General features: G+C 73.0%; 23 protein-coding genes and 2 pseudogenes. 14 read left to right on the top strand and 11 right to left on the bottom strand.

Translation table 11 applies throughout. The annotated features are described in order from the left end of the window. The 3 genes and pseudogenes from G6W55_RS34035 to G6W55_RS34025 all read left to right on the top strand — a co-directional run. Window positions 1-200, top strand: a pseudogene (locus tag G6W55_RS34035) (ABC transporter ATP-binding protein); the annotation flags it as partial. 335 nt (window positions 201-535) lie between these two features. After that, a complete protein-coding gene (locus tag G6W55_RS34030; protein WP_004002281.1) occupies window positions 536-757 on the top strand; it encodes a helix-turn-helix domain-containing protein in 222 nt (73 codons plus the stop codon). Window positions 758-887: 130 nt separating this feature from the next. Next, window positions 888-1,691, top strand: a complete 804-nt coding sequence (locus G6W55_RS34025) for an enoyl-CoA hydratase/isomerase family protein (RefSeq protein WP_030791043.1) — start codon at window positions 888-890, stop codon at window positions 1,689-1,691. A gap of 217 nt (window positions 1,692-1,908) precedes the next feature. On the opposite strand, the gene G6W55_RS34020 is transcribed toward G6W55_RS34025, so the two are convergent. Next, the gene (locus tag G6W55_RS34020; RefSeq protein WP_175524527.1) at window positions 1,909-2,616 is read right to left on the bottom strand and encodes a nucleopolyhedrovirus P10 family protein; all 708 of its coding nucleotides are present in this window, start codon (window positions 2,614-2,616) and stop codon (window positions 1,909-1,911) included. Between the two features lie 90 nt (window positions 2,617-2,706). Between G6W55_RS34020 and G6W55_RS34015 the strand changes: the two genes are divergently transcribed. Genes G6W55_RS34015 through amaP form a run of 5 tightly spaced genes read left to right on the top strand, consistent with a single transcriptional unit; the run spans window position 2,707 to window position 5,067 of the window. Further along, window positions 2,707-3,189, top strand: a complete 483-nt coding sequence (locus tag G6W55_RS34015) for an Asp23/Gls24 family envelope stress response protein (protein WP_175524526.1) — start codon at window positions 2,707-2,709, stop codon at window positions 3,187-3,189. Between the two features lie 30 nt (window positions 3,190-3,219). Beyond that, window positions 3,220-3,402, top strand: a complete 183-nt coding sequence (locus G6W55_RS34010) for a hypothetical protein (RefSeq protein WP_030791036.1) — start codon at window positions 3,220-3,222, stop codon at window positions 3,400-3,402. Further along, complete coding sequence (locus tag G6W55_RS34005; protein ID WP_175524525.1) at window positions 3,399-3,815, top strand: Asp23/Gls24 family envelope stress response protein; 417 nt, start codon at window positions 3,399-3,401, stop codon at window positions 3,813-3,815. The genes G6W55_RS34010 and G6W55_RS34005 overlap by 4 nt, the downstream gene beginning before the upstream one ends. Further along, window positions 3,812-4,483 carry a DUF6286 domain-containing protein gene (locus G6W55_RS34000; RefSeq protein ID WP_175524524.1) on the top strand — a complete coding sequence of 224 codons (672 nt, stop codon included), beginning with the start codon at window positions 3,812-3,814 and terminating at the stop codon, window positions 4,481-4,483. Before G6W55_RS34005 ends, G6W55_RS34000 begins: the two co-directional genes overlap by 4 nt. Continuing rightward, window positions 4,480-5,067: an alkaline shock response membrane anchor protein AmaP gene (amaP, locus tag G6W55_RS33995; RefSeq protein ID WP_175524523.1), complete on the top strand. Its 588-nt coding sequence runs from the start codon at window positions 4,480-4,482 to the stop codon at window positions 5,065-5,067. Before G6W55_RS34000 ends, amaP begins: the two co-directional genes overlap by 4 nt. Window positions 5,068-5,095: 28 nt before the next feature. Here amaP and G6W55_RS33990 read toward each other — a convergent pair whose 3' ends face one another. From G6W55_RS33990 to G6W55_RS33970, 5 genes are all read right to left on the bottom strand, one after another. After that, entirely contained in the window at window positions 5,096-5,851 is a 756-nt protein-coding gene (locus G6W55_RS33990; protein ID WP_030791028.1) for an SDR family oxidoreductase, read from the bottom strand. 5 nt (window positions 5,852-5,856) lie between these two features. Then, a complete protein-coding gene (locus tag G6W55_RS33985) occupies window positions 5,857-7,644 on the bottom strand; it encodes a glycoside hydrolase family 15 protein (RefSeq protein ID WP_175524522.1) in 1,788 nt (595 codons plus the stop codon). Window positions 7,645-7,725: 81 nt separating this feature from the next. Then, window positions 7,726-8,520 (bottom strand): SURF1 family protein, encoded by a 795-nt coding sequence (locus G6W55_RS33980; protein WP_175524521.1) that lies wholly within the window; start codon window positions 8,518-8,520, stop codon window positions 7,726-7,728. Window positions 8,521-8,586: 66 nt separating this feature from the next. After that, window positions 8,587-8,820, bottom strand: a complete 234-nt coding sequence (locus G6W55_RS33975) for a hypothetical protein (RefSeq protein ID WP_078633039.1) — start codon at window positions 8,818-8,820, stop codon at window positions 8,587-8,589. Between the two features lie 80 nt (window positions 8,821-8,900). Further along, a complete protein-coding gene (locus tag G6W55_RS33970) occupies window positions 8,901-9,974 on the bottom strand; it encodes a DEDDh family exonuclease (RefSeq protein ID WP_175524520.1) in 1,074 nt (357 codons plus the stop codon). A gap of 152 nt (window positions 9,975-10,126) precedes the next feature. On the opposite strand from G6W55_RS33970, the gene G6W55_RS33965 reads away from it, so the two are divergent. Together G6W55_RS33965 and G6W55_RS33960 are read left to right on the top strand one after the other, a co-directional pair. Then, window positions 10,127-10,864, top strand: coding sequence for a VIT family protein (locus G6W55_RS33965; RefSeq protein ID WP_175524519.1), 738 nt, complete (start codon window positions 10,127-10,129; stop codon window positions 10,862-10,864). A gap of 114 nt (window positions 10,865-10,978) precedes the next feature. Beyond that, on the top strand, window positions 10,979-12,022 hold the full coding sequence (locus G6W55_RS33960) for a zinc-dependent alcohol dehydrogenase family protein (RefSeq protein ID WP_175524518.1): 1,044 nt from the start codon (window positions 10,979-10,981) through the stop codon (window positions 12,020-12,022). A gap of 588 nt (window positions 12,023-12,610) precedes the next feature. Here the strand turns inward: G6W55_RS33960 and G6W55_RS33955 are convergent. Both G6W55_RS33955 and G6W55_RS33950 read right to left on the bottom strand, forming a co-directional pair. Continuing rightward, entirely contained in the window at window positions 12,611-14,008 is a 1,398-nt protein-coding gene (locus tag G6W55_RS33955) for a CoA transferase (RefSeq protein ID WP_175524517.1), read from the bottom strand. A gap of 79 nt (window positions 14,009-14,087) precedes the next feature. Next, window positions 14,088-15,632 (bottom strand): S8 family serine peptidase, encoded by a 1,545-nt coding sequence (locus G6W55_RS33950; protein WP_175524516.1) that lies wholly within the window; start codon window positions 15,630-15,632, stop codon window positions 14,088-14,090. Between the two features lie 333 nt (window positions 15,633-15,965). On the opposite strand from G6W55_RS33950, the gene G6W55_RS33945 reads away from it, so the two are divergent. The 3 genes from G6W55_RS33945 (at window position 15,966) to moaA (ending at window position 19,103) form a co-directional block, all read left to right on the top strand. Further along, window positions 15,966-16,322 (top strand): DUF485 domain-containing protein, encoded by a 357-nt coding sequence (locus tag G6W55_RS33945; RefSeq protein WP_085213860.1) that lies wholly within the window; start codon window positions 15,966-15,968, stop codon window positions 16,320-16,322. Then, window positions 16,319-17,947, top strand: a complete 1,629-nt coding sequence (locus tag G6W55_RS33940) for a cation acetate symporter (protein WP_175524515.1) — start codon at window positions 16,319-16,321, stop codon at window positions 17,945-17,947. The genes G6W55_RS33945 and G6W55_RS33940 overlap by 4 nt, the downstream gene beginning before the upstream one ends. A gap of 166 nt (window positions 17,948-18,113) precedes the next feature. After that, the gene (gene moaA / locus G6W55_RS33935; protein ID WP_175524514.1) at window positions 18,114-19,103 is read left to right on the top strand and encodes a GTP 3',8-cyclase MoaA; all 990 of its coding nucleotides are present in this window, start codon (window positions 18,114-18,116) and stop codon (window positions 19,101-19,103) included. A 31-nt stretch (window positions 19,104-19,134) separates the two neighbouring features. On the opposite strand, the gene G6W55_RS33930 is transcribed toward moaA, so the two are convergent. Both G6W55_RS33930 and G6W55_RS33925 read right to left on the bottom strand, forming a co-directional pair. Further along, complete coding sequence (locus tag G6W55_RS33930; protein WP_175524513.1) at window positions 19,135-19,356, bottom strand: hypothetical protein; 222 nt, start codon at window positions 19,354-19,356, stop codon at window positions 19,135-19,137. Between the two features lie 187 nt (window positions 19,357-19,543). Beyond that, on the bottom strand, window positions 19,544-19,897 hold the full coding sequence (locus G6W55_RS33925) for a DUF3099 domain-containing protein (RefSeq protein ID WP_030790986.1): 354 nt from the start codon (window positions 19,895-19,897) through the stop codon (window positions 19,544-19,546). Window positions 19,898-20,099: 202 nt separating this feature from the next. Here G6W55_RS33925 and G6W55_RS33920 point away from each other — a divergent pair, with 202 nt between their 5' ends. After that, the gene (locus G6W55_RS33920; protein WP_175524512.1) at window positions 20,100-20,378 is read left to right on the top strand and encodes a GlsB/YeaQ/YmgE family stress response membrane protein; all 279 of its coding nucleotides are present in this window, start codon (window positions 20,100-20,102) and stop codon (window positions 20,376-20,378) included. A 62-nt stretch (window positions 20,379-20,440) separates the two neighbouring features. Here G6W55_RS33920 and G6W55_RS33915 read toward each other — a convergent pair. After that, a pseudogene (locus G6W55_RS33915) lies at window positions 20,441-20,975 on the bottom strand (tyrosine--tRNA ligase); the annotation flags it as partial.

The raw sequence follows: 20,975 nt of genomic DNA, 5'->3' as shown, positions 1-20,975 counted from the left end.
ACGAGCCCACCAACAACCTCGACCCCGCCAGCCGCGAGGAGATCCTCGGCGCGCTGCGCACCTACAAGGGCGCGGTGGTCCTCGTCACCCACGACGAGGGCGCCGTGGAGGCGCTCCAGCCCGAGCGGATCATCCTGCTCCCCGACGGCGTCGAGGACCTGTGGGGCTCCGACTACGCGGATCTCGTCGCCCTGGCGTGACCGAACGAGTGATCCACGGCGTATGGATCATTCGGCCTACCGGTGATCCACCATCTGTGTGAGATCTCCTCGTATCGAGGTGTGTCCTACATCGATTTCGCGGCCGATCCCTTTGTCGACAAGGGGTCGGCCGTCGCGCGTCTCTGACCTGCTGTTTCGCGGAGCAACCCGTTCGGCCGTACGAACGCCACCCGATGGAATCAGGGATTCCGCTTGTGGGGACGCGCTCCTGTCGTCAAAAGCCTGTCGCACGGACCTTGCCGAATGGGTGGCCATCGCGCCCCGGAGGGGTGATCATGAGGAGACCAGAGCGCACTTCCCATGAGGAGGCACGGGTGGCCGAGACTCTGAAGAAGGGCAGCCGGGTGACCGGCGCCGCGCGCGACAAGCTCGCGGCAGACCTGAAGAAGAAGTACGACTCCGGTGCGAGCATCCGGGCGCTGGCCGAAGAGACCGGCCGCTCGTATGGCTTCGTACACCGGATGCTCAGCGAATCGGGCGTCACGCTCCGTGGGCGTGGCGGAGCGACCCGGGGCAAGAAGGCCGCCTCGTCCTGATCCGGGCGGCCCCTCGCCTTCGACGGTGGCCACCCGGTCGATCGACCGACCGACCGGGTGGTTACTGTGCAGTCACTTAGCTGTTCATCTGGCATGACCGCTGACTGACCGCACCCATCGGAGGCTTCCCATGGCCACGCCCGCCCAGGAACTCGTTCCCCTGCTCGACAAGGACGGCGTACGGCTCACCGTCGACGACGCGCTCGCCACGGTGACGCTGACCAACCCGGCCAAGCGCAACGCGCAGAGCCCCGCGATGTGGCGGGCGCTGGCCGAGGCCGGGCAGTTGCTGCCGGGCTCCGTCCGGGTGGTCGTGCTGCGCGGTGAGGGCGTGTCCTTCTCCGCGGGCCTCGACCGGCAGATGTTCACGCCCGAGGGGATCGAGGGCGAACCGTCCTTCATCGACCTCGCGCGCAGCGGCGACGCCGAACTCGACGCCGCCATCGCCGGGTTCCAGGAGGGCTTCACCTGGTGGCGACGTAGCGACGTCGTGTCCATCGCCGCCGTCCAGGGGTACGCCATCGGCGCGGGCTTCCAGCTCGCTCTCGCCTGCGACATCCGTGTCGTCGCCGAGGACGTGCAGTTCGCCATGCGCGAGACCAGCCTCGGACTGGTCCCCGACCTCACCGGCACGCACCCCCTCGTCTCGCTCGTCGGCTACGGCCGCGCGGTCGAGATCTGCCTGACCGGGCGGTTCGTCGGCGCCGAGGAGGCGGTCCAGTCCGGCCTCGCCAACGTCGCCGTACCGGCGAAGGACCTCGACGCCGCGACCGCGGACCTGGCCGCCGCGATCCTGGCCGCCCCGCGCGACGCGGTCATCGAGACCAAGACCCTCCTGCGCGGCGCGTCCGCCCGCGACTACGACGCCCAGCGCACCGCCGAACGCGCCGCCCAGGGCCGCCGCCTGCGCGACCTGGCGGGCCTGGGAGAGTAGGCCCCGCCCGGCCGCGGTTCCATGCGGCGCCGGGCTACAGCCGCCGACTTCGGCCGGCCGCAGCCCCTGGCCCGGTCCGGCCGCGGCCGGATCTCGGCCGGCCTCGGTTCCGGCTTCGTCCGGCCGTGGCGCCCGTCCCGGGTACGGAACCCCGCCGGTCTCCGCCAGGTCGGCCCACGGCCCGTGGCGTCCGTCCCGGGTGCGGAACCCCGCTGGGCTAGCCGACGGCTGTCACCAGGACCGTCACCGTCGGGTGGTCCGGCAGGGCCGCGGCCACGGCCGTGCGGACCTCCCGGGCCACGTCCAGGGCCCGGAGGTCCGCCGTCACGGCGATCTCCACGCGCGCGTGGCCGCGCGGCAGGGCCGTCGGCTCCGCGGGGTGTTCCTCCAGCCGGACCGGTCGGCCCAGCACGCCCGTCAGGCCCGTCACGCCGGGCACCGCCAGCGCCGCCGCGGCGGCCAGTGCCTCCGCGCCGCTGGGCGCCGGCCCGGCCGGGACCGGCTCCACCGGAGCCGCGGGCTCCGGTTCCGGGTCCTCGTCCAGCAGGGCCGTGACCCGCAGATCCACCTCCGTCACCACCAGGCCCAGCCGCTCCGCCGCCGCCTCGGCCAGCGCGTCCCGCACCCGGCCCGCCACCGGCGGCAGCGGCCCGCTCGCCACCGCCGCGAAATCCGCCGTCATCCGCAACGGCCCCGGCGGCAGCCCGCTCGGCGGCGCCGGTACGACCGGCTCGACCGCCTCCGAAGAATCCACCGCCGCGATCCGCAGCGCCCCCAGCCGCACCCCCGGCAGCCCCCGCACCGCCTCCCGCAGCGCCGTCCGCGCCGCGCTCTCCGCGATCCATACGCCGTCCCCGGCACCGCCCAGCGGCAGCAGTCGCCCGAGGCCCAGTTGGTTGCGTACCGCGCTCGTCCACCCGTCCATTCCTCCAGACTGCCGTATCCCCGGGGCGCGCCACGGCAACCGCGCTTACCGTGGTCGAAGGGACGACGACCGAATTAAGGACGTACGGCCATGACTGAGTCAGCGGACCAGCTCCGGACGCAGAACACCGAGGGCGGCGAGACCGTCTCGACCCGCAAGGCGGCCACCCGGCGCGGCGGCGGCGACCCGGGAACCCGGGGGCGGACCACCATCGCCGACGGCGTGGTGGAGAAGATCGCGGGTCTCGCGGCCCGGGACGTCCTCGGCGTCCACGCCATGGGCAGCGGCATCAGCCGCACCTTCGGAGCCGTACGGGACCGGGTGCCCGGTGGCGGCAAGTCGGTGACCCGCGGTGTGAAGGCCGAGGTCGGCGAGGTGCAGACCGCTCTCGACCTGGAGATCGTCGTCGACTACGGCGTCTCCATCTCCGATGTGGCCCGCGACGTCCGGGAGAACGTGATCGCGGCCGTGGAGCGGATGACCGGCCTCCAGGTGGTCGAGGTCAACATCGCGGTCAGCGACGTGAAGCTGCCCGACGAGGAGGACGACGAACCGGAGCCCCGGATCCAGTGACGCCCCGGCCCACGAGCGGAGGAACGCAGCATGAGCATGGCCGTGGCCGGAATGATCGCCGGCATGGCACTGGGCTTCGCCGGATACTTCGGCGGGTTCGGAGCCTTCCTGCTGGTGGCGGCACTGGGCGCCATCGGGTTCGTCGTGGGCCGGTTCCTCGAGGGGGACCTGGAGATCGGCGACTTCTTCCGCACGCGTGACCGGCGCAGGTGACGGCGGTGAGCGAGGGGGCGGACGCCGTCGGCGCGCGCCCCGCCGTCGTACCGCCCGGTGACCGCGGCGCGACCAGGATCGCCGACCGGGTCGTCGCGAAGATCGCCGCGCAGGCCGCCCGGGAGGCGGTCGGCCCGGCCGCGCCGGGCGCCAACCGCCCGCATGCCACCGTCGTCGTCCATCCGCACCCCGCACCGGGGGCGAGCGGCGGCACCGTCGGCGCCGCGCACATCCGCGTCCACCTCGAACTGGACTACCCCACCGACATCGGCGCCCGCTGCCGCCAGGTGCGTCGTCATGTCGCCGAGCGGGTAGGCGCGTTGGTGGGAATGGACGTCCCCGAGGTCGCCGTCCAGGTCGAACGGCTGCACCGGACGGCGGCCCACGGCGAGGCACACGGGAGGACGCGATGAGCGAGCCCCGGGGCTCGGACAGCACACCGCCCGTCCTGGACCTGGACAAGGCACCGGACACCGAGGCCGACGGCACGGGCGAGAACACCCCGCAGGAGGAACCGGACACCGCCGCCGGCCTCGGCAGGAGCGGCCGGTTCTGGTCCGCGCGCCGCGTCCCGGCGGCCGTCGTCGCGACGGCGCTGCTCGTGGTCGCGGGCGCCTTCCTCTACGACGTCGTCGCGGTCCGCGCCGACCACGACGCCATGCCCTGGCGGCGCGGCCTGGCCCGCGAACTGGCCGAACGCCCCCTGGACGACATCTGGGTGCTGGTCGGCGCAGGCGTCGCGGCCGCCCTCGGCCTCTGGCTGATCCTGCTCGCCGTCACCCCGGGCCTGCGGTCCGTGCTGCCGATGCGGCGCACCCACCCCGACGTCCGCGCAGGACTCCACCGCGACGCCGCCGCCCTCGCCCTGCGCGACCGCGCCATGGAGGTCTCCGGAGTGCAGTCCGTCCGGGTGAAGGCCGGCCGCCGCCGGGCCGATGTGCGCGCCGTGTCCCACTTCCGTGACCTGGACGACGTACGCGGCGACCTGGACGGCATCCTCACCGAGGCGATCCGCGGGCTGGGCCTGACCCGGCCGCTCGCCCTCTCGGTGCGGGTGCGGCGGCCCGGGAAGAAGGGGTGAGGCCCGTGCTCAGGACCGTCGACCGCGTCCTGCTGGGCATCGTCGGACTGGTGCTGCTCGCCCTCGGCGGCTCGGTCCTCGCCGTCGGGCTCGGTGTGTCACCGCCGTCCTGGTGGATCCACGACGGCCCCCACGACGTGCTGCTCAGCACCGCCGAACGCACCCGTTGGCGCACCGAGGGCTGGTGGTGGCCCACGGTCATCGCCGTCCTCGCGCTGCTGGTGCTGCTCGCCCTGTGGTGGCTCACGGCGGTCCTGCGCCGCCGCCGGCTCGGCGAGGTCCTGGTGGACACCGGCGACGGCGCGGGCGCCCTGCTGCGCGGCCGCGCCCTGGAGGGCGTCCTGTCGGGCGAGGCCGCCGACCTGGAGGGCGTGGCCCACGTCCACGTCCGCCTGACCGGCCGCAACGACGCCCCCGCCACCCGGATCACCCTCCAGCTCGAACCCCACGTCGACCCGGGCACGGCCCTCACCCAGCTCACGACCCACCCCCTGACCCACGCCAAGAACTCGGCCGCCCTCCGGGCCCTCCCGGCGGAAGTCCGCCTGAAGGCGGCCAAACACAAGGCGGAACGCGTCACCTGACCGTATGAGGTCCGAGTCCGCGCGGTCCTCAGAACCCGTGCCGCATCCCGCCGTCCACCGGCAGCATCAGGCCCGTCAGGTAGGACGCGGCCGGGGAGAGGAGGAAGGCCGCCGTCCGGCCGAACTCCTCCGGGGTGCCGTAGCGGCGCAGGGGGATGCGGGACTCGTTGGCGACCCGGGTGGCCTCGGGGTCGGCGGACAGGGCGTCCAGTTCGCGGACCCGGTCGGTGTCGATGCGGGCCGGGAGCAGGCCGACCACCCGGATGCCGCGCGGGCCCAGCTCGTCCGCCAGTGACTTGGCGAAGCCCGCGAGGCCCGGCCGCAGGCCGTTGGAGATCGTCAGGCCGGGGATCGGTTCGTGCACCGAGCCCGACAGCACGAACCCGATGACCCCGCCCGCCTCCAGCTCGGCCGCGGCCGCCCGCGCCAGCCGCACCGCGCCGAGGAACACCGACTCGAACGACGCCTGCCACTGCTCGTCGGTGTTGTCCGCGACGAACCCGGGCGGTGGCCCGCCCACGCTGATCAGCACCCCGTCGAAACCGCCGAAGGCGTCCCGCGCGGTGGCGATCAGCCGCTCCGCCGCCAGCGGGTCGGCGTTGTCGACGGCCACACCCACCGCGTTCGGCCCCAGCGCGGCCGCCGCGTCGGCCACCCGCTGCTCGTCCCGTCCGCTCAGCACGACCCGCGCGCCGTCCGCGACCAGCTCGCGCGCACTGGCGTTGCCCAGCCCGCGGGTGGCTCCGGTGACGACGTACACCCGGTCCTTCAGTCCAAGATCCATGGCCCCTATCCTGCCCGCTCGTCACCGAACAGCACGAGGGCGGTGTTCACCAGGCCGATATGGCTGAACGCCTGCGGGAAGTTGCCGAGATGGCGGCCGGTGGCCGGGTCGTACTCCTCCGGCAGCAGCCCCACGTCGTTGGCCAGCCCGACCAGCCGTTCGAACAGCTCCCGCGCCTCCTTCGTCCGGCCGGCCATGTGCAGGGCGTCGGCGAGCCAGAACGAACAGGCGAGGAAGGTGCCCTCGTCGCCCGGCAGCCCGTCGACGGTCCGTCCGTCCGTGCTGTACCGGCGCACCAGACCGCGGTGGCCCAGCTCGGCGGCGATCGCCTCGATGGTGCCGATCACCCGTGGATCGTCCGCCGGCAGGAAACCCGCGCGCGGGATGAGCAGCAGGGAGGCGTCGAGTTCGAGCGACCCGTAGGACTGGGTGAAGGTGTTGCGTTCCCGGTCGAAGCCCTTCTCGCACACCTCCCGGTGCACCTCGTCGCGCAGCGCCCGCCACCCCTCCAGGTCCCCGGACAGGTCCGGGAACTCCTCCAGCGTGCGCACGGCCCGGTCGGCGGCCACCCACACCATCACCTTGGAGTGCACGAACTGCCGGCGGCCGCCGCGCACCTCCCACAGCCCCTCGTCCGGCTCCCGCCAGTTCCCGGCCAGCCACTCCATCAGCGCGCACTGCACCGACCAGGCGTGCGGTTTGTCCGTCAGACCCGCCCCTCGGGCCAGCGACAGGGAGTCCATCACCTCGCCGTAGACGTCCAACTGGAGCTGGTTCACGGCCTCGTTGCCGATGCGTACGGGCACGGATCCAGCGTGGCCGGCCAGCCAGGGCAGTTCGAACTCGGGCAGCCGCCGCTCGCCCGCCAGCCCGTACATGATCTGGAGGTCGGCGGGATCGCCCGCCACGGCCCGCAGCAGCCAGTCCCGCCAGTCCCTCGCCTCCTCCTGGTAGCCCGCGGCCAGCAGGGCGTTCAGGGTGAGCGTGGAGTCGCGCAGCCAGCAGTACCGGTAGTCCCAGTTGCGTACGCCGCCCGGCTCCTCGGGCAGCGAGGTGGTGGGGGCGGCGACGATCCCGCCGGTGGGCCGGTAGGTGAGCGCCTTCAGGGTGATCAGGGAGCGTACGACGGCGTCCCGGTGGGGTCCGTCGTAACGGCAGCGGGCGGCCCACGCCTGCCAGTCCTCGACGCTGACGCGCAGCGCCTCGCGCGGGTCGACCAGCGGCGGGCGGGGATGGTGCGAGGGATGCCAGGTGAGCACGAACGCGACCGACTCGCCCGGCCCGACGGTGAACTCGGAGTGGGTGGCGAAGTCCTGGCCCCAGGTCCGGACGGCGGGTTCGCTGCGCAGCCAGACCGCGTCCGGCCCGGCGACGGCGACCCGGTGGCCGTCGGAGCGCCGCATCCAGGGCACGACCGAGCCGTAGTCGAAGCGCAGCCGCAGCTCGCTGTGGACGGTGACCCGGCCGCGCAGTCCCTCGACGACCCGGACGACGTCGGGCGCGCGGTCGCGCTGCGGCATCAGGTCGGTGACCCGGACGGCGCCCTCCTCGGTCTCCCACTCGGTGTCCAGGACCAGGGAGTCGGGCCGGTAGGCGCGGCGGGTGCAGGGACCCTCCGCGCCCTTGGGGGCGATCCGCCAGTGGCCGTTCTCCTCGTCGCCGAGGAGCCGGGCGAAGCAGGCGGCGGAGTCGAAGCGGGGCAGACAGAGCCAGTCGACGGATCCGTCCATGCCGACGAGAGCGGCGGTCTGTTCGTCGCCGATGAGCGCGTAGTCCTCGATGCGGGGGTGCACGGGGTTGCGGGTTCCCGCCGGAGCGGGGGAGCAATCCAGGGCTGCGGCCGGGTGAGTGACGACCCCGTGCCCGAGGCGCCGTTACACCGCGGCCGGTGCCGTCTCCTGCGGCCGCGCCCCGGCGGCCGCCGCCGCGCGGTCCCGGCGCTCACGCCGCACCAGCACGAACCAGCCCACCGGGACGCCCGCGGCGAACAGCCACCACTGGATGGCGTAGGCGTAGTTCAGCGCGGCGTCCTCGTCGCCGGGGGCGCCGATCGGTTCGGGGGTGTCGCCCTTCGGCTCGGGCGCGGTCAGCGCGATGTACCCGCCGAGCACCTCGGCCCCGAGCCGCTTCGCCTCACGCGCGCTGTCGATCAGCATGATCTGCCGGTCCGGCAGCCCCTGGAGGTTCTTGATGCCGCTCGCCTCGGTCGTCTCGTCCGGCATCAGCCGGCCGGTGACGGTGATCTGCCCGGCGGGCGGCGCGGGCACCTTCGGGAACGCGGTCTGGCTGGGGGCGTCCGCCGGGATCCAGCCGCGGTTGACCAGCAGCACCTTGCCGTCGGTCAGCACGAGCGGGGTCAGGACGTGGAAGCCGACCTCCTCGTCGGAGTTGACGCGGCGCCGGACGACGACCTCGTGGGCGGTGTCGAAGGTGCCGGTCGCCGTCACACCGCGGTAGCGCTCGTCGCGGGTGACGGTGTGGCCCGGGGACGTCAGCCGCTCCACCGGCACCGGCTTCGCCTCCAGCGCCTCGGCGACCAGGCGGTTGCGGGCGGCGCGCTCGTCGTGGCGGTGCATCTGCCAGAAGCCCAGCCTGATCATCGTGGGGATCAGGAGGAGGGCGACCAGCGTGAGGATCACCCACTGCCGGGACAACAGGAAGCGGTACACCCCACGACCGTACCTCCCGGGTCGTGGGGTGCTGTCGCAGGGGGTGGGCCCGGGTCGGCACCCGGCTCATACGCGGTCGACGATGCCGGCCCTCCCCTCGGCGCGGGCGCAGTGGGCGCCGCAGTACCAGTGGCCCTCGACCTCGACGCCCTGGCCGATGATCTGGACCCGGCAGTGCTCGCAGATGGGGGCCATGCGATGGATCGCACAGGAGAAGCAGTCGAAGACGTGCACCGCGCCCTGCGCGTGCACCTCGAAGGTCATTCCGTAGTCATTGCCGCATACTTCGCATCTCGCCATGCGCCACAGGGTGAGCCGTCGCCCCGGCACGGGCGAGCGGCCGCCGGGCGAGTCGCCCGGCAATCACCCGGACGTACGGGTCACCGGTCGGCGGCCGCTTCCTCTCCGGACGCGGGCGCGTCGTCCCCCTCCGCGGCCGGTTCGTCCCCCGCCGCGGGCTCCACGTCCCGCAGGAGCTGGCCGAACGCCGCCTCGTCGACGACCGGCGTGCCGAACTGGCGGGCCTTGACCACCTTGGAGGTGTGCGAGTCGGGGTCGTTGGTGACCAACAGACTGGTCAGCCGGGACAGGCTCGTCGCCACATGCAGCCCCGCCTCGGTCGCCCGGTCCTCCAGCAACTCGCGGTCGACCGAGGTGTCACCGGAGAACGCGATCCGCATGCCCTGTTTGAGTCTTTTGCCGTCTTCGTACCGCCCCGGATTGGGGTAGGGGCAGGCCGGCCGCTTGCGGGACGGCCGCCAACTCGTCGGCCGGTACCCGCCGCCGTACCCCCCGTACCCGCCCCGGCCGCCCGCCTGCTGCCCGATCCGGGGCGCCGGCCGGTCCTGCCACTCCGTCAGCGGCCGGCACTCCAGCAGCGGCAGCCGGACCCCGCCCGCCGCCGCGGCCCGCAGGCTCGGCCGGAACGCCTCCGCGAGCACGCGCGCGTCGTCCAGCGCGTGGTGCGCCCGCTGCTGGACGACACCGAAGTGGGCGGCCAGCGACTCCAGCTTGTGGTTGGGCAGCGGCAGCCGCAGCTCCTTGGAGAGCGCGATGGTGCACAGCCGCTGCCGCACCGGCGCCTCGCGCTCCGCGCGCGCGTACTCCCGCGCGATCATCTGCCAGTCGAAGACCGCGTTGTGCGCGACGAGCACCCGGCCCGCGAGCCGCTCCGCGAACTCCCCGGCCACCTCCCCGAACAGGGGCGCGCCCTCCAGCACGTCGCTCGTCAGACCGTGGATCCACACCGGTCCCGGATCGCGCTCCGGGTTGACCAGCGTGTACCAGTGGTCCTCGACCTCACCGCGCGCGTCCAGCCGGTAGACGGCGGCGGAGACGATCCGGTCGTCCCGCGCCAGGCCGGTGGTCTCCACGTCGACGACCGCGTACCCCTGGGGATACGCGGCCGGCCACTCCGTGGGGGAGGGCGCTGTGGTGGTGTGGTCTTCGAGCATGGTCCATGAGGATACGGGCCTCCACTGACACCCCGTCGCACACGCCCCCGCCCGCGGGCACCGGAAGCACCCCGGACCGTACGGGAGTTCGCGGCACGCGCGCGTGGGCGCGTGGCCGGGGACGCGTGCCCCGGTGTGCGACGCTCCGTCCTGTGACGGAACGCGCGACGCCGACGACGGCCCCGGACGGGGCGCACGACGAGGCCCACGAGGGCGCCCTCGGCACCCGTCTGAACTGGCTGCGCGCCGCCGTCCTCGGCGCCAACGACGGCATCGTCTCCACCGCCGGCCTGGTCGTCGGCGTGGCCGGGGCGACGGCCGACCGCGAGGCGCTGCTGACGGCCGGACTGGCCGGTCTGATGGCCGGCTCGATGTCCATGGCGGCGGGGGAGTACGTGTCCGTCTCCACCCAGCGCGACTCCGAGAGGGCCGCCCTCGCGCAGGAGCGGCGCGAGCTGCGGGAGCGGCCCGAGGCCGAACTCGCCGAGCTGGCCGGTCTGCTGGAGCGCCGGGGCCTGACCCCCGAGGTGGCCCGCGAGGCCGCCGTCCAGCTCTCGGAACGCGACGCCCTGCGGGCCCACGCGCGCGTGGAGCTGGGCATCGACCCCGACCATCTCACCGACCCCTGGCACGCGGCGTGGGCGAGCTTCCTCGCGTTCACGGCGGGCGCCCTGCTGCCGCTCCTCGCCATCGTGCTGCCCCCGTCCGGCTGGCGCGTCCCGGTGACCGTCGCCTCCGTCCTGCTCGCCCTCACCTGCACCGGCTGGACCAGCGCCCGCCTGGGCGCGGCGGCACCGGGACGGGCGGTCCTGCGCAATGTGGCGGGCGGGGCGCTGGCGATGGCGGTGACCTACGCGGTGGGCAGCCTGCTCGGCGCGACGGGGGCGTGACCAGGGCTCATGGAGCGGAGGGCGCGGGGGACGGCGTACCGTGAAGTGCGCCCGACCACCCCCTGGGCGCACGCACCGACGCACCGACGCACCCGCACGAGAAGGACCCTCGCCATGCGCGCCACCACCATCCACGCCCCGTTCGACATGCGGGTGGAGGACGTTCCCGAGCCCGTGGTGCAGTTGCCCACCGACGCCGTGGTGCGGGTGCTGCGCGCCTGCATCTGCGGCAGCGACCTGTGGGCCTACCGCGGCGAGGCGGCCCGGCAGCCGGGGCAGCGGATCGGGCACGAGTTCCTCGGCGTGGTCGAGGAGACCGGCTCCGAGGTGAGCACGGTGCGCGCCGGCGATCTGGTCGTCGCGCCCTTCATGTGGTCCGACGGCGTGTGCGACTACTGCCGTGAGGGGCTGACCACGTCCTGCGAGCACGGCGGCTTCTGGGGCTCCGTCGGCTACGACGGCGGCCAGGGCGAGGCCGTCCGGGTGCCCTTCGCCGACGGCACCCTCGTCACGCTCCCCAAGGACGCGGTCTCCGACGAGCGCCTGCTGTCCGCACTCCTCACCCTGTCCGACGTGATGGGCACCGGTCACCACGCCGCGCTCGGTGCGGGCGTCCGGCCGGGCGCCACGGTGGCCGTCGTCGGGGACGGCGCCGTCGGCCTGTGCGCGGTCCTCGCCGCCCGCCGACTGGGCGCCGAGCGGATCATCGCCCTCGGCCGCCACCAGGTCCGCACCGACATCGCCCGCCGCTTCGGCGCCACCGACGTCGTCGCCGAACGCGGCGAGGCCGCCGTCGCCGCCGTCCGTGACCTCACCCGCGGCCAGGGCGCGCACGCCGTCGTCGAGGCCGTCGGCACCGAGCAGTCCATGCGGACCGCCGTCGACATCACCCGCGACGGCGGCGCCATCGGCTTCGTGGGCGTCCCGCACGGCAGCGGCACCGGCCTCGACCTCGGCGTCATGTTCGACCGCAACATCGCCCTGCGCGGCGGAGTCGCCCCGGTCCGCGCCTACATCCCCGACCTGCTCCCCGACATCCTCGACGGCACCATCGACCCGTCCCAGGTCTTCGACCTCACCATCGACCTCGAAGCCGTACCGGCCGGCTACAAGGCCATGGACGAACGCACGGCCCTGAAGGTCCTGATCACCAACTGACCCGACCGCCTGCCTCGGCGAGACACACACCGGCCACTCAAGCCCTGCACGCCCGCCGCCGCCCGACCGGGCTACGGCGCCCAGCCCGCCGGGTCCTTCCCTCACGGTCCCGGCGGTCGCGCCCGGTCCTCCGGGCCGCCTTTGAAGGGCCCCGGCGGCCGTGCGTGCCGCAGGTGGTTCGAACGGGCTGTCGCTTTCGGCGAGCGACGCACCGACCGCCGCCGACCGGGCGCGCTATGTCGTCCCAGCGCGCCGAGTTCTTCCCCCCCCCACGGACCTCGCGGGCGCGCCCAGCCGTCTGCCGCCGACCGGGCCGCGGCGTCCAGCCTGCCGGGTCCCCTTCCCCCGTGGGCCCGGCGGCCGCCCCCCGGGTCCTCCGGTCCACCCTCGAAGGACACCAGGGGCAGCGCGTACCGCAGCCGCCGGACCGGGCTGCCGGTCTCGGCGAGGCGCGCGCCGGTCGCCGCCGCACGCCGCTCGCTCAGCGCGCGCGGCACGGCGTCGGCCGGGCGGGCTACGGCGTCCAGAGCCCCGCGTCCCTCCCCCATGGACCTCGCGGGCGCGCCCCGTCGTCCGCCACCGACCGGGCTACGACGCCCAGCCCGCCGCGTCCTTCCCCCAAGGTCCCGGCGGTCGTGCCCAGTCCTTCGGGCCGCCCTCGAAAGACACCGGCGGTCGTGCGTGCCGTAGGCGGCCGAGCGGGCTGGCGGTCTCGGTGAGCCAGGGGTCCGGGGCGTCAGCTTCGGCGAAGGCCCCGGTGGCTCCGCCGTCGCCGTCGCCGGCGGCCAGGAGCCAGGCCGCCGTGCGTGTCAGTGCGACCCGTACGCATCGGCCGCCGCCGCCCCCGTCGTCGTACGACCGCTCTGTCAGGGCGCGGAGTACGGCCGCCGCCAGCAGGTAGCCGCTGCCGTGGTCGAGGGCCTGGGCGGGGAGTGCGCCGGGGTGTTCCGGTGATCCCTCGACCGCCGCGATGCCGGTGGCCACCTGGACCAGGCTGTCGAAGCCGCGCCGTCCGCCCCACGGCCCGTACGCGCCCCAGGCCGACACCTGCGCCACCACCAGCCCGGGCCGGCGCTCGGCCAGTGCCTCGGGGGAGAGGCCGAAGCGGTCCAGGGCGCCCGGCCGGTAGCCGGTGACGACGACGTCCGCCGCCGCCAGCAGCTCCTCGAAGGCGCGCCGGTCCGCCGTCAGGTCCAGCACCGCCGACCGCTTCCCGAAACCGGTGTCGGCGTGCTGGTCGGGCAGTTCCGGCAGCCAGGGCGCGTCGAGCCGCAGCACGTCCGCGCCGAGCAGCGCGAGGGTACGGGTGGCGACCGGACCGGCCAGGACCCGCGTCAGATCCAGCACCCGCAGCCCGGCCGCGGGCAGCAGAGGAGCCCCGGCGTCCCGAGAGGGAAGCGGCGGCAGCGCACGCGCGTGTGCCCCGTCCAGCGGGATCCGCTCGACCAGCGGCCGCCCGGCGACGGCCACCGCCTGCGGGTGCGCCGCCCACTGCCGCGGGGTGCGCAGGGCGACGGCCAGACCGCCGGCCGCCGTCACCGTCTCCTCCACGTCGAGCGCGGACCGCCCGGCGAGCGCCGTCTCGACGGCCGCCGGGTCCTCCGGTACGTCCAGCGCCCCGAGCAGCCGCTCCCGGTGGTGCGGGTAGTTGGCGTGGGTGCGCACCCAGCCGTCGGCCGTCCGCCAGAACCGCGACAGCGGCGCGAACGGCGTGGGCGCCCGCCCGTCGATCCGCAGATGCCGCTCACTGGTGAACGCGGCGGCCACCGCCCCGTCGTCCACCCGCACCGCGGGCACCCGCGCGAGCCCGGCCCGGCGCGCCCCCAGCTCCGCGGCGGCGAGCGCGCACACACCCACACACGCGCGTGCCAGCTCCCGCACGGGCAGCCGGGCGGACAACGGCCCCTTCCCCTCGACGGCCGACACGCGCGTGAGGAGGGCGGGATCGCCGCCCAGCTCCGACCAGGCGAACTTGATTTCCGTCATGACTGCATCATGCAGTGACGATGCACGGAAGGGCCGGGCGGATGTCCCCGCCCGGCCCCTCGGACCTCGTCCCGCGCGCCTACTTCACGGCACGCAGTGCGTTCACGATGCCCCAGCCGTAGAAGCCGTTGACCCGCGCGTTGCCGGCGCAGGTCGCGTCCTGCGTGCCGTTGCCGTCCTGGTCGTACGACTCCGGGCAGCCCGGGTTGTCCGCCTGGGCCTTCAGCAGCGCCTGGAGCTGCGCCGGGGTCGCCCACGGGTGCTCGGACTTCAGCAGCGCGGCGACGCCCGCGGCGTGCGGCGAGGCCATCGAGGTGCCCTGGAGGAAGCCGTAGGAGTTGTTCGGCATCGTCGACAGGATGCGGCCGTTCTTCGACGGCGTGTCCGGGATCTGGTAGCGCCCGTCACCGCCCGGCGCGGCGATGTCGATGACACCCTTGCCGTACGTCGAGTAGTACGACTTGAGCTTGTTCACGCCCGTCGCGCTCACCGTGACGACACCCGGGAGCTGGGTGGGTATGTCGAAGCACGCGTGCGGGTCGATGGTCCGCTCGTACGGCGTCGTGTCGTTGGGGCTGCTCGCGTCCACGATGGCGTCGGAGTCCAGGTCGTGGTTGGAGTTGCCCGCCGAGGCCAGGTTGAGCGTGCCCTTCTTCTGGGCGTAGAGCTGCGCCCGGTTGACCGCGTCGACGATGGCCTTCTGGTCCGGGTCGTCCAGGCAGTTGTACAGCCACGGGTCCACGTAGTAGCTGTTGTTGGTGATCTCGACACCGTGGTCGGCGGCGAACACGAACGCGCAGACGACGTTCTCCGGGTAGAACAGACCGGTGTCCGGGTCGCTGACCTTGATGCCGGACACCTTGACGCCCGGCGCGACACCGGCGACACCGACGCCGTTGCGGGCCGCGGCGATCTCACCGGCGACATGCGTGCCGTGGTAGTCGTCCGCGGTGTACGGCCGCCAGGCGCCCGGCGTGGTGTCCGCGACCCCGCCGACGCAGTTCGCCGACTGGGACGCGGAGAAGTTCGGCGCGAGGTCCGGGTGGGTGTCGTCCACGCCGGTGTCGATCACGGCGACGGTCACCTTGCGGCTGCCCGGGTTGATCTTGGCGGCCTTGTCGGCGCCGATCGCCCGCAGGTCCCACTGGTCGGCCTCGAGGGGCTCGCTCTCGGGGGTCGCGGCGGACGCGGCGCGGATCTTCTCGGCCTGCGCCTCCGACAGCACCTGCACGGCACCCTCGTCGGTGGTGCCGGCGGCGGTCAGCGCCCCGGTGCGGGTGGCACCGGCCGACTGCACACCGCGCACCGCGCGGATCTTCGGCCCGAAGTCCGCGGCGGCCGAGTGCGCCACGATGACACCGATGCGGTCGTACGTCGCGACGACGGTGCCGCCGGCCTTGGCGATCGCCTTCTTCACCGACGCGATGGTGCGGTGGTCCACCTTCGTGTTGACGACGTACGCCAGGTTCACGCCGTCGGCCGTGGAGGTGGCGGACGCCGAGCCGGCGGTCGTCGTGGCCGGCGCCGCCGTGGCCGCCGTCGGCAGGAAGCCGAGGGAGGCGGTCAGCGAGAGCACGACGGGCACCGCGAGCACGAGGCGGCGTCTGGAAGGCAGATGAGCCATGGGGTCTCCACATCATCCGGAAACGGGACCGTGCCCGGGACGCAGGTGACGTCTGGGCAGGTACATGACGGGTGTTGCTCCGCCCGAAGCTATCTCCCCGACTCACCGGCCAGCAACGGCCTTTGACGACGAGTTGGGACGCGTTACGGCGGGAAGTCGACGCAACCCCTCGAAACGTCCCGTCATGACGGAGCCGAGCGACGGAGCCGGACGACTTTCGAAACAACCCGATCGGGTTGAACCGGTCCTTGCGCGTCGCCGTGACCTTGGACAGGGAGCCCGAGGACGATCGAGCCTCCCCGTCCACCGCCACCCGCAACGCGAGGAGACTCCGTGGCCACCGAGACACCGCCCCCCTCGAAAACCCCAGCGCGGCTGCCCTCCACGGAGGAGTTCGTCGCGGTACAGGAGAGCGCGGAGTTCGGTGAACTGCGCCGCTCCTACCGGGGCTTCGCCTTCCCGCTGACCGTCGCCTTCATCGCCTGGTACCTGCTGTACGTCCTGCTCTCCAACTACGCGGGCGACTTCATGGGCACCAAGCTCTTCGGCAACATCAACGTGGCCCTCGCCCTCGGCCTGGCCCAGTTCCTCACCACGTTCCTCATCGCCTGGTGGTACGCGCGCACCGCCGCCGCGAAGTTCGACCCCAAGGCCGAGGCCATCAAGTCCCGGATGGAGGACGGCGCATGAGCCCCGTACAGCACACCACCCTGCTCGCCGCGGGCGAGGCCGGCGAGCACCGGCCACTGATCATCACCCTGTTCGCGGTGTTCGTCGCCGCGACCCTCGTCATCACCGTGTGGGCCGGCCGGCAGACCAAGGACGCCGCCGACTTCTACGCAGGCGGCCGCCAGTTCACCGGATTCCAGAACGGCCTCGCCGTCTCCGGCGACTACATGTCCGCCGCGTCCTTCCTCGGCATCGCCGGCGCCATCGCCCTCTTCGGCTACGACGGCTTCCTGTACTCCATCGGCTTCCTGGTCGCCTGGCTCGTCGCCCTGCTGCTGGTCGCCGAACCGCTGCGCAACTCCGGCCGCTACACGATGGGCGACGTGCTGGCGTACCGGATGCGCCAGCGCCCGGTCCGTACCGCGGCCGGCACCTCCACCATCGTGGTCTCGATCTTCTACCTGCTGGCCCAGATGGCGGGCGCGGGCGTCCTGGTCTCCCTGCTCCTCGGCATCACCAGCGACGGCGGCAAGATCGGCATCGTCGCCCTGGTCGGCGTCCTGATGATCGTCTACGTGACCATCGGCGGGATGAAGGGCACCACCTGGGTGCAGATGGTCAAGGCGGTCCTGCTGATCGCCGGCGCGCTGCTGCTCACCTTCCTGGTCCTGCTGAAGTTCGACTTCAACGTCTCCGACCTGCTCGGCACCGCCGCCGACAACGCCGGCAAGGGCTCGGCGTTCCTGGAGCCCGGCCTCAAGTACGGCGCCAGCGGCACCACCAAGCTGGACTTCATCTCGCTCGGCATCGCCCTGGTCCTGGGCACCGCCGGCCTGCCGCACATCCTGATCCGCTTCTACACCGTCCCCACCGCCAAGGCCGCCCGTAAGTCGGTCATCTGGGCCATCGGCCTGATCGGCGCCTTCTACCTGATGACCCTCGCCCTCGGCTTCGGCGCCGCCGCGCTGATCAAGCCGGACGAGATCATCGCCTCCAACAAGGCGGGCAACACCGCCGCACCCCTGCTGGCCCTGCATCTGGGCGGCGTGGACTCCAACTGGGGCGCGATCCTGCTGGCCACCATCTCCGCGGTCGCCTTCGCCACCATCCTCGCCGTCGTCGCGGGCCTCACCCTGGCCTCGTCCTCCTCCTTCGCCCACGACATCTACGCCAACGTGATCAAGAAGGGGCAGGCGAGCGAGAAGCAGGAGATCAACGCGGCCCGCTGGGCCACCGTCGGCATCGGCGCCGTCTCGATCCTCCTGGGCGCCCTCGCCCGCGACCTGAACGTCGCCGGCCTCGTCGCCCTCGCCTTCGCGGTCGCCGCCTCCGCCAACCTCCCGACGATCCTCTACAGCCTCTTCTGGAAGCGCTTCACCACCTCCGGAGCCCTGTGGTCGATCTACGGCGGCCTGGTCACGGCGGTCGGCCTGGTGCTGTTCTCACCGGTCGTCTCCGGCAAGCCCAGCTCGATGTTCCCGGACGTCGACTTCCACTGGTTCCCGCTGGAGAACCCCGGCATCATCTCGATCCCGGTCGGCTTCCTGCTCGGCATCGTCGGCACCCTCCTGTCGAAGGAACAGCCCGACAAGGACAAGTACGCCGAACTGGAGGTCCGCTCCCTGACGGGCACCGGAGCCCACTGACCCCCCACCCCTCCGGGGGGGGGGCGCGGCCGCGTCGTGAGGATCGTAGAGATCTACGACGCGGCCGCGTCTTGCCTCGTGGGATCGGGAACTGTCGTTGTCGGTGGCGTCACGTAGGCTCGCAGGGGACGGAGAAAGCGATCCATCGCGCGGGAGGGGGCCCCACGTGCTCATCGACACCTATGGCCGAGTGGCCACCGACCTGAGGGTCTCGCTGACCGACCGCTGCAACCTGCGGTGCACGTACTGCATGCCCGAAGAGGGCCTCCAGTGGCTGGCCAAGCCCGACCTCCTCACGGACGACGAGATCGTCCGCCTCATCGCCATAGCCGTCTCCCGGCTCGGCATCGAGGAGGTCCGCTTCACCGGCGGCGAACCCCTGCTGCGCCCCGGCCTGGTCGGCATCGTCGAGCGGGTCGCCGCCCTGGCCCCCCGCCCCCAGATGTCCCTGACGACCAACGGCATCGGCCTCAAGCGCACCGCCGCCGCCCTCAAGGACGCCGGCCTGGACCGGGTCAACGTCTCCCTGGACACCCTCCGCCCCGACGTCTTCAAGGCCCTCACCCGCCGCGACCGGCACCGGGACGTCCTCGACGGCCTCGAAGCCGCCCGCGCCGCCGACCTGACCCCGGTGAAGGTCAACTCCGTCCTGATGCCGGGACTCAACGCCGACGAGGCCCCCGACCTCCTGGCCTGGGCCGTGGAGAACCACTACGAGCTGAGGTTCATCGAGCAGATGCCCCTGGACGCCCAGCACGGCTGGAAGCGCGAGGGCATGGTCACCGCGGGCGACATCCTGGCCTCGCTGCGCACCCGCTTCGACCTCACCCCCGAGGACCAGGGGGAGCGCGGCTCGGCCCCGGCCGAACGCTGGCTGGTCGACGGCGGCCCGCACCGCGTCGGCGTCATCGCCTCCGTCACCCGCCCGTTCTGCGCCGCCTGCGACCGCACCCGCCTCACCGCCGACGGCCAGATCCGCACCTGTCTCTTCGCCCGCGAGGAGTCCGACCTGCGCTCCGCCCTGCGCTCCGACGCCTCCGACGAGGAGATCGCCCGGCTGTGGCGCCTCGCCATGTGGGGAAAGAAGGCCGGTTCAGGACTGGACGACCCGTCCTTCCTCCAGCCGGACCGCCCTATGTCGGCGATCGGCGGCTAGCAGGGACCGGCGGCAAGAAGGTGATCGGCGGCTAGGAGCCGGCCCGCTCCCGCTCCCACTCCGCGAGCGGGACGACGTCCTTCAGGAAGCCGCGCACGCCCAGGAACTGCGACAGATGCTCGCGATGCTCCTCGCAGGCCAGCCACGTCTTGCGGCGCTCCGGAGTGTGGATCTTCGGGTTGTTCCAGGCGAGCACCCAGACGGCGTCGACACGGCAGCCCTTGGCGGAGCAGATCGGGGTCTCGTCAGTCACAGGTCCGTCTCACAGATGCGCACACAAAGGCGACGCCGAGCAGCCACGGGGGGAGCTGCCCGGCGTCGGTCCGTCGCTCCGACGGGGGATGCGGAGCGCGTACGAAGTATGTCACGGCCGACCCTTCACAGGGGACCTCATCAGCATGATTGATCTGAGCTTTTATTGAGGTTCGCGCCCGGCCCGTTCACGGCCCCGGGGATTCCGCGACGCGCTCCTCTTCCCCGTCCGCCCGCGGCGGCGAGATCACCGGCCTGACCGGCGTACTCATGAACGTCGACGGCAGCCCCGGCGCGTTCTCCCGGCCCGCGTTGGCGATCACCACCGCGACATAGGGGAGCAGCATCCCCAGGACGAGCGCCACGAACGCCACATGCCGTTCCACGTTCCACAGCACCGCCGCCAGGATCACCGCCAGCGTGCGGATCGACATCGAGATCACATACCGGCGCTGCCGGCCCCGTACGTCGTCCTGGAGCCCCTGGCGGGCGCCGGTGATCCGGAACACCTGGACGTCGCCGCCACCACCCTGCTTCCGCATCGCATTCCACCGTCCGCCCACAGCACGTTCACCCCGGTCCTCCACCGTACGCCGCGCCTGCGCCGCGTTCGAGACCGGGTCACCTCCCGGCCGGGCGAACCTTCTGCGCCGTACCGCGTACGGCCGAACCCGACATGCGTCGTACGGCCCACGGTCCGAGACTGGGGGCAATGCTCACGTCGAGCCGTACAAGGAGGCAGCCATGGGCTGGTTGTGGGCCATCATCGTGGGATTCGTGCTCGGTCTGATCGCCAAGGCGATCCTGCCCGGCAAGCAGCACAGCCCGCTCTGGCTGACCACCATCTTCGGCATCCTGGGCGCCATCATCGGCAACGCGATCGCCCGCGGCTTCGGGGTCGAGGAGACCTCCGGCATCGACTGGTGGCGCCATCTGTTCCAGATCGTCGCTGCGGTCGTCGTCGTGGCCCTGGGCGACATGGCGTACATGGCGACCTTGGGCAAGAACAAAGAGCGCGCCTGACACGGGTGAGGGGCGCGGGAATCCCGCGCCCCTCACCCATGTCGACTCACCCGTACCGGCGTTCAGGCCCCGGTGACCTCGACGGCCGCCAGGTTCTTCTTGCCGCGCCGCAGCACCAGCCACCGCCCGTGCAGCAGATCCGCGGTGTCCGGCACCGCGTCCTCGGCGGTCACCTTCGCGTTGTTCACGTAGGCGCCGCCCTCCTTCACGGTGCGGCGCGCGGCGGACTTGCTCGCCACCAGACCGACCTCGGCGAACAGGTCCACGACCGGCGTCGGCTCGGCGACCTTGATGTGCGGCACCTCGGACAGCGCCGCGGCCAGCGTCCGCTCGTCCAGGTCGGCCAGCTCGCCCTGCCCGAACAGGGCACGGCTCGCGGCGATCACCGCGGCCGTCTGGTCCGCGCCGTGCACCAGCGTCGTCAGCTCCTCGGCCAGCGCCCGCTGCGCCGCCCGCGCCTGCGGCCGCTCACGCGTCTGCTCCTCCAGCTCCTCCAGCTCCGCACGGGAGCGGAAGGACAGGATGCGCAGGTACGTCGAGATGTCCCGGTCGTCCACGTTCAGCCAGAACTGGTAGAACGCGTACGGCGTCGTCATC

The organism is Streptomyces sp. CAI-85, assembly GCF_013363615.1.
In the GTDB taxonomy this organism is placed as follows: domain Bacteria; phylum Actinomycetota; class Actinomycetes; order Streptomycetales; family Streptomycetaceae; genus Streptomyces; species Streptomyces antibioticus_B.
The sequence above is the reverse complement of the archived record's forward strand: the minus strand, read 5'-3'. Positions and strand labels throughout refer to the sequence as shown.